The following is a 16,267-nucleotide window of genomic DNA, read 5'->3' on the forward strand; positions in this document are numbered from 1 at the left end:
TGCTCAAACGCCCCCTGCCGACGCTCGCCGCCCTCGAGGCGTGGTTGCACCGGCATGCGCCGGCGACCGCCGCGGACCTGCTGCCCCGGCCACCGACGACGAACTGGACGAGATCCGCGACCCGCTCGGCATCGACCTCCCCGCCGACCCGCTGACGGTCCTGCGCTGGCCCAACGGGTCCGGCTTCGGCGACAGCGGGCGGTACTCCGACGACCCGGACGACATCGTCGAGATCGAAGACGGCTTCCTGGTGCCCAGAGCCTGGATCTGCGTTCCGGAGCCCGCCGGCCCTTAGATCGCCATGTCCACGAACCGCGACAGGTGCAGCTGCGCCGCGACCGTGATGCTGTCCGTCGGCCCGTTTCGGTGCTTGGCCACGATGAAGTCCGCCTCGCCCGCGCGCGGCGACTCCTTGTCGTAGTAGTCATCGCGGTGCAGCAGGATGACGACGTCCGCGTCCTGCTCGATCGACCCGGACTCACGCAGGTCGGACAGCTGCGGCCGCTTGTCGGTGCGCTGCTCGGGACCACGGTTGAGCTGACTGACCGCGACCACCGGGCACTCGACCTCCTTGGCCAGCAGCTTGAGCCCACGGGACAGGTCCGCGACCTCCTGCTGCCGGCTCTCGGTGCGCTTGGGGCTCGTCATGAGCTGCAGATAGTCGACCACGATGAGCTTGAGATCGTGCCGCTGCTTGAGCCGCCGCGCCTTGGCCCGGATCTCCATCAGGTTCATGCTGGGCGTGTCGTCCACGAACAGCGGCGCCTCGCTGATCTCGCCCATGCGCCGCGCGAGCTTGGTCCAGTCGTCATCGGACAGCTGCCCGGACCGCAGCACGTGCAGCGGCACCCGAGCCTCGGCGGAGAGCAGCCGCATGACGATCTCGACCTTGGACATCTCCAGGCTGAAGATGGCCGAGGCCATGTTGTGCTTCACCGAGGCCGCGCGACTGAAGTCCATCGCGGCAGTCGACTTCCCGAGACCGGGTCGGCCGGCCACGATGATCAACTGGCCCGCGTGCAGGCCGTTGAGGAGGCGGTCCAGGTCCTGGAAGCCGGTCGGGACGCCGGTCATCATGCCGCCCTGCGCGCCGACCGCCTCGATCTCGTCGAGGGTCGGCTGCAGCATCTCCGCGAGCACCGCGAAGTCCTCGCTGACGCGCTTCTCGGTGACGTCGTAGATGGCCTGCTGCGCGAGGTCCACCACGTCGTCGACGTCGCGCCCGCCCGGGCCGTCGGAGCCGTAGCCGAGCTGCACGATCCGCGTCCCCGCCTCGATCACGCGGCGCAGGACGGCGCGCTCGGCCACGATGCGGGCGTAGTAGCTGGCGTTCGCGGCGGTCGGCACCGCGGTCATCAGCGTGTGCAGGTAGGGCGCGCCGCCGATCTTGGCGATGTTGCCGCTGTCGGCCAGCGCCGCGGCCACGGTGACGGCGTCGGCGGGCTCGCCGCGACCGTAGAGGTCCAGGATCGCGTCGTAGATGGTGCTGTGGGCCGGCTTGTAGAAGTCCTGCGTCTTGAGGATCTCGACGACGTCGGCGACCGCGTCCTTGCTCAGCAGCATGCCGCCCAGCACGCTCTGCTCCGCGGCGACGTCCTGCGGCGGGGTGCGCTCGAAGGTGCTGGCGCCGCCCGAGGGCGGACCGGACGCCTTACGCTCACCGCGCTCGCCGCGGTCACCACGCTCGAAGCGTTCGCCCGGCTCCGGGGGCGGCTCCTCGTCCCAGCTGTGCTCGCTGCTGCGCCTGTCCTCGGTGATCGACATTTCCGCCCCCCAACGCCACACCCGCCTGGTCATTAGACCTCGGGGGTATGACAAAAACTCGCCGGCGCGCGACGCGCCCGCGCAACGGTATGGGGCGACTGGCGTTGGGTGAAAGTTAGCCGGTGGACAAGCCTCTGGACAACCTGTGGACCGAGGCCGCAGACCTTGGGATAGGTTGTGCACAGCCCTGTGGAAAACTGCGTGAACGACCCGTTCAACTGCCCCCTGACCTGTGCATACGTTCTCCACAGCCTGTGTGCGGGAAAAAGAGCGCCGCGAATCCTCATCTGGACGACCGATTGCGAAAAGGTCACGAAAGGGTGACGCTCTCCGGCGTGGGGTACCCGGATTGGGATCGGCCGCGAGGCCGAGAGCGGCAGGCACCGGAGACGGGCCGCTGGGATCCGCGCCAGGAGCGCTGGATCCCGCAGCAGCGTGTGTCGGAGGGGGACGACTACGGCATCGAGCCGTTCCCCGCCCGCTCCGACCCGAACCGGCGTCCGGGCCAGGGCCGCGTGCTCGATCACGACGAGTGGGCCACCCGACGTCCCCGCCGCCGCCTGCCCCTGCCGCCGCCCCCGCCCGTGGACCGCGAGGACGACGACGAGGAGGAAGAGGACGACGAGGAGGAGCCGGACCAACACAGCGTCTACATCGGCTCGTTCATCTCGACGGCCTGCTGGTATCTCATCCCCTTCGCCGCCTACACCGCGTGGTCGCTGACCCTGCCCGACGACCCGCGCCCGGGCTGCACCAACGCGTTCGGCCTGCCCTGCCCGTCGCAGCACGACGAGGCCCTGGCGAACATCGGCCGCCTGGTGCCGCAGCTCGCCGTCTCGCTGGCGATCAGCATCGTGGTCGCCATGTTCCTGGGGAAGGTGACGACGGGCTGGCGGCCCTTCGCGATCGGCTTCGCCAGTGCGGTGCTGGGCGCGGGGGTGGCGACGGTCGGATTCGCCGTACTGGCGACGCAGCACTTCTCCTTTTGACAACTCGTCGATCACCGTTGGGTCACCGTCGGATCACGCCGGGAGCCGTTCCCTGAGCGCCGCCGTCTGACCGGCCAAACACCTCATGAGGAGGCTTCGATGGCCGGTCGACACGCAGCACGACGCCTGCGGCTCGCCGCGGTGGTGGCACTGGCCGCCACCCTGCTGGCGGCTTGCGGCGGCACGGACGGGCTCGACAGCGACAGCGGGGGCAAGGCGGCCCCGGGCCAGAACTACGGCACGCCGGGGGGCATGGTCGGCGGCGCGACGCCGGAGTCCGACGGCGACGCCGGGCGCGCGGGCGCCGGCGAGGTCTCCGCGGCCGACCGGCCCGTGTCGACGTTTGCGGTGGACGTCGACACGGCCTCGTACGGCTTCGCGAAGCGCACCCTCGAATCCGGCCGCCGCCCCGCGACGAGCACGATCCGCCCGGAGGAGTTCGTGAACTCCTTCGACCAGCAGTACCGCGAGCCCGAGGGCAACGGCTTCTCGATCAACACCGACGGCACGCGGATGCCGTCCACCCACCGCGGCGCCGACGAGTCCACCCGCCTGCTGCGCGTGGGCCTGCAGACCCGCGCCGGTTCGGACGCCGGCCGCCCGGACGCGGCCCTGACCTTCGTCGTGGACGTCTCCGGCTCGATGTCGGAGCCGGGCAAGCTCGACCTGGTCCAGCGCGGCCTGCACACGCTCGTGGACCAGCTGCGGCCGACGGACTCGGTGGCCCTCGTCGCGTACTCCGACGAGGCCGAGGTCCTGCGCCCGATGACCCAGGTCCGCGACCGCGACGGCGTGGAAGCGGCCATCGACCGCCTGAAGGTCTCGGGCAGCACGAACCTCGAGGCCGGCCTGCGCCTCGGCTACGACACCGCGCGCAAGGGCTTCCGCAGCAACGCCACGAACCGCGTCATCCTGCTGTCCGACGGCCTGCCGAACGTGGGCAAGACCGACGCCACCCCGCTCGTGCGCGAGATCCAGGAGGCGGCGGCCAAGCAGATCACGCTCATGGGCGTCGGCGTGGGCAGCGACTACGGCGACCGCTTGATGGAGCAGCTGGCGGACAAGGGCGACGGCTACGTGGTGTATGTCAGCAGCCAGACGGAGGCCGACCGAGTCTTCGTGCAGCAGCTCCCCGCGACCGTCGCCGTGCGCGCCCTGGACGCGAAGGCCCAGGTCGAGTTCGATCCGAAGACGGTCCTCTCGTACCGTCTGATCGGCTACGACAACCGAGCCCTCGCCGCGTCCGACTTCCGCAACGACCGGGTGGACGGCGGCGAGGTCGGTCCCGGCCACGCGGTGACGGCCCTGTACGCGCTGCACCTGCGCCCCGGCGCCGAGGGCCACCTGGCCGACGTGCGGGTGCGCTGGCAGGACCCGGCGACCCGCCAGCCGAGCGAGCTGGCCCGGCCGGTCAAGGTCACAGACTTGAGCGCCGACTTCGCCGAGTCCCCCCGCCCGCTGCGAGTCGACTACGCCGCGGCCTACCTGGCCGAGGTGCTGCGAGCCAGCCGGTACGCCGAGGAGGTCCGCCTCGCCGACCTGCACACGATCGCCGCGAACGCCGGCGATTCGGCCCAGGCCGACGACCTCGCGAGCACGATCAACGACGCGATCAAGCTCTACGACTAAACGCCGAACCTCATGCGCCGACCAGCCGGGAACGCCGCCCACCTCGCCGGCCGCGGAAAGCCGACCGCCCCCACAAAACCCGAAGGGCCCCGGAGCACGATCGCCCCGAGGCCCAACGACTTGCAAAGCGCCCTACTTGGCCGCCGTGACCTTCAGCGTGAACGAGGCCGCGACCTCGGGGTGCAGCTTGATCTGCACCTTGTAGTCGCCGACCGACTTCACGTGGCCCGGCAGCTCGAGCCGCCGGCGGTCGAGCTCCGGCCCGCCCGCCTTCTGCACGGCCTCGACGACCTCAGCCGGCGTGACCGAGCCATACAGCCGACCCTCGCGCCCAGCGCGAACGGCCAGCTGCACCTTGAGGCCCTCGAGCTGGGCCTTGACCTCGTTGGCGTGCCCGAGGTCGCGGATCTCCCGGGCCGAGCGGGCCCGCTTGATCGTCACGATCTGCTTCTCGGCGCCCTTGGACCACGGAATCGCAAATCCCTGCGGCAGCAGGTAGTTGCGCCCGTAACCGTCCTTGACCTCGACGATGTCGCCGGGGGTCCCGAGGCCCGAGACCTCCTGGGTAAGGATGATCTTCATGTCCCGGCCCCCTTAGCGCGTGGTCGCGGTGTAGGGGAGCAGCGCCATCTCGCGCGCGTTCTTGACGGCACGCGCGATCTGACGCTGCTGCTGGGCGGTCACACCGGTCACCCGCCGAGCGCGGATCTTGCCGCGGTCGGAGATGAACTTCCGCAGCAGCGCGGTGTCCTTGTAGTCGATGTAGGCGATGCCCTCCTTGTCGAGAGGGTTCACCTTCTTCTTCGGTTTGCGCAGGGCCGCAGCCTTCGCCATTGCTCTTGCTCCTGATGCCATTAGAACGGGGGCTCGTCGTCGAAGGAAGAGTTCGACCTGCCGCCGCCTCCGCCGCCACCAGCCGGGGTCGCGTTGGCCCACGGGTCATCGTTGTACCCGCCGCCTCCGCCACCGCCGCCGCTGTTGCCGCCGGAGCCGAATCCACCGCCGCCACCACCGGAACTGCGCGACATCTTCTGCACCTTGGCAGTCGCGTAGCGCAGCGAGGGGCCGATCTCGTCGACCTCCAGCTCGATGACGGTGCGCTTCTCGCCCTCGCGCGTCTCGTACGACCGCTGCTTGAGCCGGCCGGAGACGATCACCCGCGACCCGCGGGTCAACGACTCGGCGACGTTCTCCGCCGCCTGCCGCCACACCGTGCAGGACAGGAACAGCGGATCGCCGTCCTTCCACTCGTTGGTCTGGCGGTCCATCGTCCGGGGGGTCGAGGCCACCCGGAACTTGGCGACCGCCGCTCCCGACGGAGTGAAACGCAACTCAGGATCATCGGTCAGGTTACCGATGACCGTGATCGTGGTGTCTCCCGCTGCCATATGAGTCAACTCCTCGCGCGCTGGTGTATGGCCACCTTGTCACAGGGGTACGACAGTTTCCCGTCACGCCCTTTGACCTGCGGCCGGGCGAAGCAGATCGATCTCGCCCGAATCCGCTTAGCGGACCTCGGGCCGGATGACCTTGGTGCGCAGCACGGACTCGTTGAGTCGCAGCTGACGGTCCAGCTCGGCCACCGACTCCGGCGACGCCTGGAGGTCAATGACGGCGTAGATACCCTCGGTCTTCTTGTTGATCTCGTACGAGAGGCGCCGGCGGCCCCACACGTCGAGCTTCTCGACCGAGCCACCCGACGTCCGGATCACGTTGAGATACGTGTCGAGCGACGGGGCTACGGTGCGCTCCTCGAGACTGCCGTCGAGGATCACCATGATCTCGTAATGACGCAAGACGTTCTCACCTCCCACGGGCTAAGCGGCCGCGGTCCATCCGCGGCAGGAGGTCGTGCGTCGTCTACCCGTCCATGAGGCGGGAGACCGAACCAGAGTACACGTTGCCGTGTCAAGACAGAAAAAGACCGCGGGGCGCGTCATCCGCTTCGTTGGGTGGGACCTGGGGAGGAACGACCACACCGGTGCGTTGGATGACGGCGCCCCGCGGAGCTATGGAAAATCGTACCTTATGCGAAGCTAGCGCGTGATGCCCGCTGCGCAATAATAGCCCGAATTGCGGCTATTCCAACACCGACCACGCAGACCGTGGCGACCAGTGCCAGCAGGCCGGCCGGGCCGTTGCTCGCCGGGCCGCTCGCGGCCACGGGCTCCTCAACGGTGACACGATCGTCGACCGGCGCGCTCGGGTCCGCGGCGATCGCCGGGGCCGCCGCCGCGCTGGGGTCCAGCAGCGACGGGTCCGCGGGTTCGGTACCGAGCTCATCCGCCGCAGTCGCCGACCCGTCCTGCGCCGCCGGCGTCTTGGTCGAGCGGGTCGCACCACCCGTGCGGTTGTTGATCACGCCGTTGGCCGCACCGGCCGCCGCGCCCGCAGGTCCGTGAGCCGGCGAGCTCTTCGTCGCGCCCGGTGCCGCCTTGGCCGGCCCCTGCGCGGCCTGTCCGGTCGCGGCGGGAGCGGGCGGGGGCGCGGTCACGCCGACCGCAACGGGCTTGAACTGCTGCACGACGCCGACTCCGCAGTCGAAGGTCATCGCGACCTCCACAGGCCCCTTCTTGAAGAGCACGGGGACCTGCTGATTCGGCTGTACCGTCGCCACGGACTGCCCGTCCACCTTCAGCGACGCGTTCTGACCGAGACGGTTGACGAAGTTGACCCGCGTGTCGGCCGGCACCGACAGGTCGGCGGTGTTCGGCTGCGACTTGCAGACCAGCAGGCTCAGCACGCTGCCGCCGGAGAACTCGACGGTCGGGTCGGCGGGGGCGGCACTCACCGGGCTGGCGCCCACGGTCAGGGCCGCGGCGGCGATCGCCGCGGCGGTAGCCGCCAGGCGGACTGCCGTTCGGTGTCCAGACAAGGTAGCCATCCAGTAGCCATCCAGGGTTGGGGGATTCGATTGGGGGAGCCGTTCCATCGAGCCATACGAGCGCCGGCGCGATCACGAGCGGCTACGTGCGTAACGAGGCGATCGGCGGGACGGTGACGCAAGACCGGCATTCCGGACGCTTCGGCCGACGGGGCAGAGGCGGGTCGCGCGAAGTGTCACACCCACGTCGTAGGCTCTGCGGCATGCGAATCGGTGCTCACGTCGACCCCGCTGAGCCGCTGGCTGAGGCCGCCGCCCGCGGCGCCGACCTCATCCAGTTCTTCCTGACCGACCCGCAGGCCTGGACGGATCCCAAGGACCGCGAGGATGCTGAGGCCATCAACGCCTCGGAGATCGACGTCTATGTCCACGCGCCGTACCGGATCAATGTGGCCTCCTCCAACAACCGCATCCGCATTCCGAGCCGCAAGCTGCTGTTCAGCCATGCGGCCGGGGCGGCGAAGGTCGGTGCCAAGGGCCTCATCGTCCACGGCGGTCACGTGGAAAAGGCCGACGGGCTCGACGCGGGGTTCGACAACTGGCGCAAGACCTTCGCCTACGCCGCCGAGCAGGGCGGCTTCGCCACCCCGGTGCTGATCGAGAACACGGCCGGCGGCGACAACGCCTGCGCACGCCGGTTCGACAACCTGGCCCGGCTGTGGGACGCCATCGGCGACTATGAGGTCGGGTTCTGCCTCGACACCTGCCACGCCCACGCCGGTGGCGAGGACCTGCTCGACATCGTCGACCGGGTGAAGGCCATCACCGGACGCATCGATCTGATCCACGCGAACAATTCGCGCGACGGCTTCGACTCGGGCCGAGACAGGCACGACAACATGACCTCCGGCGAGATCGATCCGGAGCTGATCGTCGCGGTCATCCGCGCGGCCGGCGCCCCGGCTCTCGTCGAGACTCCGGGCGGCGCCGAGGGCCAGGGCGCCGACATCACCTACCTGCGGGAGCGGCTGGCGTGAGCAACGTTTCGTCGGAGCCGACGGTGTCTGAAGAGCCGTCGGCGGACGATTCCTCGGATTCGGCCGGGCCGGTGCCTCCCGAATCGCCCGAGTCCATCCCACCGGCCCCCGCCGATGGGAAAGTTTCGGTCACCCTGGGCGCGCCCGAGACCGCTTCGGATAGCGCCGATTCGGACACCGCCTCCGCCGAGCCGAGGGCGGCGAGCACCGCCGCGACGGCCGCAGCCGGCTCCGCCAAGGCCGCAGGAGCGAGCACCGCCTCCGCCGAGGCCGCAGGAGCGAGCACGGTCTCCGCCGAGCCGAGGGCAGCGAGCACCGCCGCGACGGCCGCAGCCGGCACCGCGAAGACGACCTCCGCCGGGCTGACGGCAGCGAGCACCGCCGCAGCCGGCACAGCGAAGACCGCCTCCGCCGAGACGTCCGCCGAGAAGACCGCCGCGGCGGGCACCGCTGCGGCAGAGGCCGCGAAGACGGCCACGGACGCACCCGATTCATCCGATGGGGCGACCAAGGCCAAGTCCAAGGCCCGCAGGGCGAGGAAGTCCCGCACCTCGGTCATCGAAGCCGACGCCATGGTCGCCTGGGCGGGCGCGGGCGACGACTCCGACGCCGCGGCCACCGACGCCGAGGCTGGAAAGCCGTCCGACGCCGGCGAGAAGACCCTCGACGCCAAGAGCAACACGGACGGCGCCACCGGCAAGAACACCGCAGCCGCCAAGAGCATCAGCGTCGTGGAGGGCAAGAGCACCGGCGCCGCGGACAGCAAGAGCGCCAGCGACAGCAAGAGCGCCAGCGCCGCGGATGGCAAGAGCACCGCGGACGGCGAAAGCGGGAGCGGCGCGGACGGCGACTCAGGCGCCGGCGACGGCGAGGACGCGAACACCGGCGACGGCAAGAGTGTCGAGGACGCCAAGGACGGCGGCGCGAGCGCGAAAAGCGGCGCGAAGAGCAAGGACGGCGGCGCGAGCGCGAAAGACGGGGAGAAGGGCGAGGACGACGGGGACCCGTTCAGCGCGTTCGCGCCGGAGCCCGAGTTCGTCCCCGGGCGCGTAGGGCGGATCGGCCGCCGAGGTGGGTCGGCGCTCGCGCGGTTCTTCGCGCACGAGTGGACCCTCGCCGCGATCGGGTCCATCATGCTGGCGATCGCCATGACCTGGCCCGCGATCAAGCATCCGGCCACGACGATCCCGCAGGACATCTGGGACCCGACGCTGCAGGCCTGGCAGATGGCGTGGGCCGGGCACATCCTCACGACCGACCCGCTGCAGCTGTGGCACGCCAACGCGTTCTACCCGGATCAGTACAGCTACGCGTTCTCCGACACCCTGCTCGGGTACGCCCCGGCGGGCATGATCGGGACGGGGCCAGAGGCCGCTGTCGTACGGTACAACTTCGTCTTCATCTTCATCTTCGCGTTCGCCTTCTTCGGCGCCTATGCGCTGGTCCGCCAGCTCGGGGCCGGGCGCACGGGGGCCGCGGTCGCGGGTGCGGCGTTCGCCTACGCGCCTTGGCGCCTCGGGCAGGCCGGGCACCTGCACGTGCTGTCCATCGGCGGGATCGCGCTGTCGCTGGCGATGCTGGCGCGCGGGCACGGGTTCTCGCTGAAGAACGGGTACGAGCCGGAGAAGCGCCGCTGGGGCTGGGTCGTGGGCGGCTGGCTCGTCGCCGCGTGGCAGATCAGCCTCGGCTTCGGCATCGGCATCCCGTTCGCCTACGCGCTGCTGTTCGCGGTGCTGGCCAGCGCGATCACGTGGGGCTACCGGCAGGTGTTCCGCTGGAAGGAGCGCCGGCCGTTCGGGTGGAAGCTGCTGGCGGCCAACCTCGGCGGCGGGCTCGCCTTCGCCGGGGTGAGCGCCATGATGGCGTACCCGTATCTGCAGGTGCTGAAGCAGCACAAGGAGGCCAAGCGCAGCGCGGAGATCATCAGCCTGTTCTCGCCGCCGCTGAAGGGCTTCTTCATCTCGCCGCCGGAGTCGGCGCTGTGGGGCGACGCCTACGCGAACGCCCGCTCGACGCTGGGCTGGGCGCCGGAGATGGCGCTGCTGCCGGGCTTCTTCCTCTACGGGCTCGCGTTCGCCGGGCTGTTCGTGTCGGTATGGAAGCTGCAGCACCGCGTCCTGCTCGGCGTGGGCGTGGTGCTCACGGCCATGCTGGCGATGGGCAGCAACGGCCCGGGGCACGGCGACTTCGGCTACATGGCGCTCTACCACGCGCTGCCCGGTTTCGAGGGCATCCGCACGTCGGGCCGGCTGATGGTCTGGGTGACGCTGTTCCTGGCGCTGCTCGCCGCAGGGGCGGTGAGCGCGTTCGCGGACCGCGCGGTCGAGCTCTTCGCCGACCAGACCCAGTCCGACGTCGGCAACCGGGCGGGCATGTGGCGCCTGATCACGCTGATCCCGCTCGTGCTCGTCCTGGCCGAGGGCGTCCACAAGTGGCAGCCCAACCCGGAGGTGCCGCCCGCCCCGGTCGCCATGAGCACGCTCGAGGCGCCGCTCATGGTCTTGCCGACGGGTGAGCTGCAGGACATGAACACCATGCTGTGGAGCACCGACGGCCTGCCGAAGATGGTCAACGGCGGCAGCGGGTTCACGCCGGACGACCAGCAGATCCTGCGCCTCAACATGCAGCAGTTCCCGGACGAGGCCACGGTCGCGCAGCTGCGCGAGCTCAAGGTGCACACCGTCGTGGTCCTGCGCGACCGCGCCCAGGGCACCGAATACGCGAAGGCCATCGACGCGCCCATCGACGGGCTCGGCATCACGCGCACCGAACAGGGCGACGTGATCCTCTACAAGATCGACGGATAGCCGCGGCGCCGGCGGGCCGCGGGCAGACGTCCGCGCCCGGCCGGACTCAGAGACCCGAGCGCAGCAGGGTGAAGGCCTCGTTCGCGTTGGCGACGGCGGACGGGTACACCGTGTCGGCGCTCTCCCCGGCCAGCAGTCGATTCGTGTTCTCCATGACCAGCGCGTTGCGCACGCCCGTAATCATGGCCGCCGCCGCGCGGTGGGAGAAGTCCGGCCCCAGCTCGAGCGCCAGCACGTCCGACGACTCGCTCAGGATCGCCATGGTGCGCTGCGTGAGGCTCGGCGTCGTGAAGATCAGGCGCAGCACCGCGAGGACGTTCGGCTTGTCGCACAGCCCCGTGGTCAGTTCATGGCGGGCGAGCCCCTCGAGAAAGTGCCGGTGCAGCGCGTCGACCGCCGACTCCCCGTCGGCCCGGCCGCGCACCACGAGGGCCGGCTCGTCGATGTGCTCCGACATCGGCCCCACCACCAGGTCTTCCTTGCTCGGGTAGTAGTTGAAGAAGGTCATCTTCGAGACCCCCGCCGCCGCCGCGATCTGGGCCACCGACACGTTGTCGAAGCCGTGCGCCACGAACAGCTCGATGGCCGCGTTCCACAGCGCCGACCGCGTCTGCGCCTTCTTCCGCTCACGCAGCGTCGAGGCATCCGGCTTTCTCTCGCGCAGCGTCGAGGCATCCGGCGCGCCCGGGCGCCCGAGCGCGCCCCGAAGCGCCACGGCATCCCGCAGCCGCGAATTCTCCATGGGCACGACTGTACCAGGATCAAACTTGTACCGAGTCTAATTGTGTGCTTAGTCTAATAGGCATGACGAAGACCCAACGGCTCGTCGGGGCGCTGCTGTGCATGTTCACGATCGTGCTGGCCGTGCTCGACCAGAACATCGTTTCCGCGGCCGTCGTGCCGATCGTGCGCGACCTCGACCCGGCGCACGGCGTCGAGCACGTCGCCTGGCTGGTCGCGGCTTTCGCGCTGGCCTCGACCGTCGTCCCGCCCCTGTACGGCCGCCTCACCGACGCCTTCGGCGCCAAGCCCGTGTGGCTCTCGGCCGTCGCCGTCTTCCTGCTCGGCTCGGTCCTGTGCGGCGCGGCCCAGGACATGACCCAGCTCATCGCGTTCCGGGCGGTCCAGGGCATCGGCGCCGGCGGCCTGATGAGCGTCACCATGGTCGTGCTGGCCAACCTCGCGGACGAGCCCGGCACCGACCGCGGCAAGGGCGGCGGCATGGGCGGCCTGTTCGCCGGGGTGGGCATGGCGATCGGCCCGTTCATCGGCGGCCTCTTCGCCGACCACGGCAACTGGCGCGGGATCTTCTACGTCAACGTCCCGCTCGGCCTGATCGTGATCGCCGGCGGACTGTTCGCGATCCGCATCCCCCGCGAGACCCGGACCCGCCACACTGACCTCGACCTGCCCGGCGCCGCGCTGGCGGGGGCGTTCGCGGCCGCCCTGCTGCTGGTCTGCGAGTGGGGCGGTCAGCAGTACCGGTGGACGTCCCCGACAATCCTCGCGCTCATCGCGGCCGGGGTCGTGAGCCTGGTGCTCTTCGTCTGGCGCGAGTCGGTCGCGGCCCACCCCGTGCTCCCGCTCTCCCTGCTGCGCGACCGCACTGTCCGCGGCAGCTACGCGATCCAGCTGCTGATCGGTGCCGCGATGATCGGGGCGATGATCCACCTGATGCTGTACCTCCAAGTGGCCCGCGGCGTCAGCGCCTCCGAGTCCGGCCTGTACCTCGCGTTCATGGCCGTGGGCCTGACCGCCTCGGGCATGGCGAGCGCGCGGCTGCGACTCACCACCCGCGCCTCGATGCTCGTGGGCACGAGCGCCGCGGCCGCGGCCTTGGGCGCGATCCTGCTGTGCGTCCACGAAAACGCGTCCCTGTGGGCGATCCGCGGCGCGCTGGTGCTGCTCGGCGTCGGCTTCGGCCAGCTCATCGGGCGCCTGATCACGGTCGTGCAGGATGCCGCACCCGCGCACCAGCTCGGCGTGGCCACGACGGGCATCCGGTTCTTCCAGTCGCTGGGCACCGCGGTCGGCGCGGCGGCGCTCGGTTCCGTACTCAGCCGGGTGTACGAGAGCCAGACCGGCACCCGCATGTCCACAACCGCCATCACGCACCAGCCGGCCGCCCTCGGCGGCTTCGTGACCGGCATCGAGGTGGTGTTCACCGTCGCCGGCGCGATCGTCGTGGTCGCCCTGCTCGTGGCCGCGCGCCTGCACCCGCTCGAGCACCTGGCCCCCGAACCAGAATCAGCGCCCAACCCCGCAATATCATGAAATGTCCGATAAGTCGCGGCGCGAAGCGCCCGACTTATCGACCAAGCACTCGCACGCAAGTCCGGCCGAAACACGAGATCGGCCCGGCTCGACGCCGGTTAGGCATCGAGCCGGGCCGATCATGGATTCACGTGAAACGGAAACCAGGTCGGAACCAGGGCTACCCGGACGTCACGAGCGCCGGCCCGCCCGACGCCCGCGGCAGCTCCTCGTCCAGCGGGTCCTCGTTGTAGGTGCCGCCGTCGGGGTCCTGGCCCTCGTACGTCTGGCGAACCACGTCCTCCTCCGGCTTGCGGATGTCGCGGATGACGTAACCGCACACGATCGCGAGCGTCACCAGCCGCAGGATCGAGGCGAGCACGAACACGCCCTCCGGGAACACCTGGCGCCCCGAGGCCCCCATGAGCTCCCCGTAGAAGGAGACGAAGTAGAGCACCTCCGCCACCTGCCAGGCGAGGAACGCTCCCCACCGAGGCCGGGCGAGCACGGCGAGCGGGATCAGCCACAGGACGTACTGCTGCGACCAGACCTTCCCCGTGATCAGGAACGCGGCCACGATCAGGAACGCGAGCTGGGCCAGGCGGGGCTCCTTCGCCGACGTGAGCCCGAGGATGAGGATGCCGGCGCAGGCGATCAGGAACAGGCCGAGGTACAGGATGTTGAGCGTCGCGTGCTCGGGGTCCAGGTCGAGGTTCTGGAAGAACGGGAATCCGTACTGCCCGTTACCCCGCGGGAAGTGCGCGCCGATGTACCACAGCGTGCCCCAGTCGATCCCGCGCAACTGGTTGAACTGCCAGAACTTGGCCCAGGCGTCGTAGAAGAAGATCGCCACCGGCAGGTTCACCACGAGCCAGGTGACCACGCCCGAGCCGACGGCTATGAAGAAGCCCTTCCACTTGCCCGTTCGTATGCTCAGCACCAGCAGCGCGCCGAGGATGAGGACGGGATAGAGCTTCGCCGCGGTCGCCAGGCCGAGGAACACGCCGGCGAGGACCGGTTTTCGTTTGGCCCAGTAGGCGAGGGCTATGGCGGTGAGCCCGACGGTGAACAGGTCCCAGTTGACGGTCGCGGACACGAACATCGCGGGTGCCGCGGCCAGCAGCGCCGCGTCCCACGGCCGGCGGCGCCGCACGGCCAGGGTGGCCGCGACCGCCGCGATCCCGAAGGCGCCGAGCACGACCGCGTTGACGTCGTAGAACGTCTGGCCGTCGTTCTGCACGATGCCGCGCTCGTGCAGGTCGTGCACCGGCAGGCCGAGGACGCCCATGAAGGCGCCGGTCAGCACCGGGTACTCGACCTGGTGGTCGGCGTAGGGGACCTGCCCCTCGTTGAGGCCCTCGGCGTAGTAGAGCGCGAGGACGTCGGTGTAGCAGAAGTACTTGTACTGCTTCATGTCCGTCCACGCCGCGTCGCGGCACGGGGACTTCTGCATCCAGTGGAAGCTCAGCATGGCGCAGATGAGCAGCAGGACCACGCGGGCGGGGGTCCAGAAGCGGCCGCCGGCGGACAGCCGGTTCCAGGTCCGCACGGCGTGGTTGCCCATCGGGCCGCCGATCGCCTCGGAAAGGCCACCGACGAAGCGGTCGGAGCTGGCGGGCTCGTCGACTAGACGTTCGGGGCGCACGTTTGGCTGACCCGTACTCATCGGCATGTTTGTCACCGTACCGTCGCGGGCTCGGAAGTCGATGCAAGCCCCGGCTCGACGCGGGAATCCCTCCGGATCGGCAGAGCGAAGAGCAACGCGACCATCAGCAGCAGGTACCAATTCTTGATGATGAATCCCTGAACACCGTGGCTCCAGGGGTCCACCGGCAGCCCCTGCTCGAACCAGGAGACCAGGCCGAGCCCGACGGTCAGCGCGATGACCACGGCGAACCAGGCGCGCCGGCGGGTCGCGGCGAGCACGATCAGCGCCGGGACGAACCAGTAGATGTGGTGCACCCAGGTGATCGGGCTGACCAGGCAGCCCACGATCCCGGTGAGGGTCAGGCCGACCACCTCGTCACCGGCCAGCGCGGCCCGGCGCGCCCGCCACAGCCCGAACCCGAGCGCCGCCAGCACGAGGACCGCCCAGACCAGGCGGTTCGGGTCCCCGGGGGCGTAGAGCCGGGCGAGCATGCCGAAGAAGGACTGGTTGAAGGTGTACGCCGCGTTGCCGAGCCCCTCGCCCTTCCACAACGCGTCCGTCCAGAAGTCGATCGAGCCCCGGGGCATGACGGCGAACGCCAGCAGGCTCGCGGCCGCGGCGCTCACGGCCGCCGTGATCGCGGCCCGGTATCGCCGGCTGAGCAGCAGGTACACGATGAAGATGGCGGGGGTCAGCTTGATCGCGGCGGCCAGGCCGATGAGCACGCCCGCCCACCGGCTCCCGCGCGGCAGCAGCACGAGCAGGTCGGCCAGGACCAGCAGCACGAGCACCATGTTGATCTGGCCGAACGTGTAATTCTCACGGATCGGCTCGAGCGCGCTGATCACGGCGAGCGCGAGGACGAGCGCGAACGGCAGCTCCCAGCCCTTGCGCCGGGCCTCGGGGGTCAGCAGCCACCAGGTCGTCACGAGGGTCGCCGCGACCGTGATGACGCTGTAGAGGATCACGGCCCCGGTCCACGGCAGCACCGCGAACGGCACCAGGACGAGCGCGCCGAACGGCGGATAGGTGAAGCCGAGCTGGCCCTGGGTGTCGTCGGGCTTGACGTAGTCGTAGAGGTTGTGACCGTCGAGCCACCAGTTCACGGCCTGGCGGTAGATGCCGAGGTCGAACCAGTCGTGGCGGTTGCGGTACCAGATGTGCCCGTAGACGACCAGCGCCACGAAGAGCCCGAGCAGCACCCATCGGACGACCCTGCGCCTGCCCGAGTCCAACGCCAACCCCCAACAGAATGCGGCCACGGTCTCGGCGAACATACCGCCGTGGCCGTGGCCGCACACATCAGACCCTGCTGA

At 70.0% G+C, this 16,267-nt stretch carries 16 protein-coding genes; 6 read left to right on the forward strand and 10 right to left on the reverse strand.

Going from position 1 to position 16,267, the window contains the following annotated elements:
- Positions 1–40 precede the first annotated feature (40 nt).
- Positions 41–295 carry a hypothetical protein gene (locus tag ACQP2P_RS45765; RefSeq protein ID WP_433611940.1) on the forward strand — a complete coding sequence of 85 codons (255 nt, stop codon included), beginning with the start codon at positions 41–43 and terminating at the stop codon, positions 293–295.
- Here ACQP2P_RS45765 and dnaB read toward each other — a convergent pair.
- Positions 292–1,764 (reverse strand): replicative DNA helicase, encoded by a 1,473-nt coding sequence (gene dnaB / locus ACQP2P_RS45770; RefSeq protein ID WP_433611942.1) that lies wholly within the window; start codon positions 1,762–1,764, stop codon positions 292–294. The genes ACQP2P_RS45765 and dnaB overlap by 4 nt on opposite strands.
- A gap of 437 nt (positions 1,765–2,201) precedes the next feature.
- Between dnaB and ACQP2P_RS45775 the strand changes: the two genes are divergently transcribed.
- Both ACQP2P_RS45775 and ACQP2P_RS45780 read left to right on the forward strand, forming a co-directional pair.
- Positions 2,202–2,753, forward strand: a complete 552-nt coding sequence (locus ACQP2P_RS45775; protein ID WP_433611944.1) for a hypothetical protein — start codon at positions 2,202–2,204, stop codon at positions 2,751–2,753.
- Between the two features lie 99 nt (positions 2,754–2,852).
- Positions 2,853–4,382 (forward strand): YfbK domain-containing protein, encoded by a 1,530-nt coding sequence (locus ACQP2P_RS45780; RefSeq protein ID WP_433611946.1) that lies wholly within the window; start codon positions 2,853–2,855, stop codon positions 4,380–4,382.
- Positions 4,383–4,514: 132 nt separating this feature from the next.
- On the opposite strand, the gene rplI is transcribed toward ACQP2P_RS45780, so the two are convergent.
- The 5 genes from rplI to ACQP2P_RS45805 form a co-directional block, all read right to left on the reverse strand.
- Positions 4,515–4,964 carry a 50S ribosomal protein L9 gene (rplI, locus tag ACQP2P_RS45785; protein ID WP_433081825.1) on the reverse strand — a complete coding sequence of 150 codons (450 nt, stop codon included), beginning with the start codon at positions 4,962–4,964 and terminating at the stop codon, positions 4,515–4,517.
- 12 nt (positions 4,965–4,976) lie between these two features.
- A complete protein-coding gene (rpsR, locus tag ACQP2P_RS45790) occupies positions 4,977–5,216 on the reverse strand; it encodes a 30S ribosomal protein S18 (protein ID WP_223100246.1) in 240 nt (79 codons plus the stop codon).
- A gap of 20 nt (positions 5,217–5,236) precedes the next feature.
- Entirely contained in the window at positions 5,237–5,770 is a 534-nt protein-coding gene (locus tag ACQP2P_RS45795) for a single-stranded DNA-binding protein (RefSeq protein WP_433081827.1), read from the reverse strand.
- A gap of 117 nt (positions 5,771–5,887) precedes the next feature.
- Entirely contained in the window at positions 5,888–6,178 is a 291-nt protein-coding gene (rpsF, locus tag ACQP2P_RS45800; RefSeq protein ID WP_033359943.1) for a 30S ribosomal protein S6, read from the reverse strand.
- Positions 6,179–6,408: 230 nt separating this feature from the next.
- Positions 6,409–7,257, reverse strand: a complete 849-nt coding sequence (locus ACQP2P_RS45805) for a hypothetical protein (protein ID WP_433611950.1) — start codon at positions 7,255–7,257, stop codon at positions 6,409–6,411.
- Positions 7,258–7,469: 212 nt separating this feature from the next.
- Here ACQP2P_RS45805 and ACQP2P_RS45810 point away from each other — a divergent pair, with 212 nt between their 5' ends.
- The gene (locus ACQP2P_RS45810; protein ID WP_433619561.1) at positions 7,470–8,243 is read left to right on the forward strand and encodes a deoxyribonuclease IV; all 774 of its coding nucleotides are present in this window, start codon (positions 7,470–7,472) and stop codon (positions 8,241–8,243) included.
- On the opposite strand, the gene ACQP2P_RS45815 is transcribed toward ACQP2P_RS45810, so the two are convergent.
- Complete coding sequence (locus ACQP2P_RS45815; protein WP_433611952.1) at positions 8,215–8,802, reverse strand: hypothetical protein; 588 nt, start codon at positions 8,800–8,802, stop codon at positions 8,215–8,217. The genes ACQP2P_RS45810 and ACQP2P_RS45815 overlap by 29 nt on opposite strands.
- 13 nt (positions 8,803–8,815) lie before the next feature.
- On the opposite strand from ACQP2P_RS45815, the gene ACQP2P_RS45820 reads away from it, so the two are divergent.
- Positions 8,816–11,050 (forward strand): hypothetical protein, encoded by a 2,235-nt coding sequence (locus ACQP2P_RS45820; protein ID WP_433611954.1) that lies wholly within the window; start codon positions 8,816–8,818, stop codon positions 11,048–11,050.
- Positions 11,051–11,096: 46 nt separating this feature from the next.
- On the opposite strand, the gene ACQP2P_RS45825 is transcribed toward ACQP2P_RS45820, so the two are convergent.
- The gene (locus tag ACQP2P_RS45825; RefSeq protein ID WP_433611956.1) at positions 11,097–11,792 is read right to left on the reverse strand and encodes a TetR family transcriptional regulator; all 696 of its coding nucleotides are present in this window, start codon (positions 11,790–11,792) and stop codon (positions 11,097–11,099) included.
- 62 nt (positions 11,793–11,854) lie between these two features.
- Between ACQP2P_RS45825 and ACQP2P_RS45830 the strand changes: the two genes are divergently transcribed.
- Positions 11,855–13,324: an MFS transporter gene (locus ACQP2P_RS45830; protein WP_433611958.1), complete on the forward strand. Its 1,470-nt coding sequence runs from the start codon at positions 11,855–11,857 to the stop codon at positions 13,322–13,324.
- Positions 13,325–13,484: 160 nt separating this feature from the next.
- On the opposite strand, the gene ACQP2P_RS45835 is transcribed toward ACQP2P_RS45830, so the two are convergent.
- Entirely contained in the window at positions 13,485–14,975 is a 1,491-nt protein-coding gene (locus ACQP2P_RS45835; RefSeq protein WP_433611960.1) for a glycosyltransferase family 87 protein, read from the reverse strand.
- A gap of 5 nt (positions 14,976–14,980) precedes the next feature.
- Positions 14,981–16,153: a glycosyltransferase 87 family protein gene (locus tag ACQP2P_RS45840; RefSeq protein ID WP_433611962.1), complete on the reverse strand. Its 1,173-nt coding sequence runs from the start codon at positions 16,151–16,153 to the stop codon at positions 14,981–14,983.
- Positions 16,154–16,267: the final 114 nt, after the last annotated feature.

Origin of the sequence: Dactylosporangium sp. CA-139114 (assembly GCF_050955725.1) — a bacterium.
GTDB lineage: Bacteria > Actinomycetota > Actinomycetes > Mycobacteriales > Micromonosporaceae > Dactylosporangium.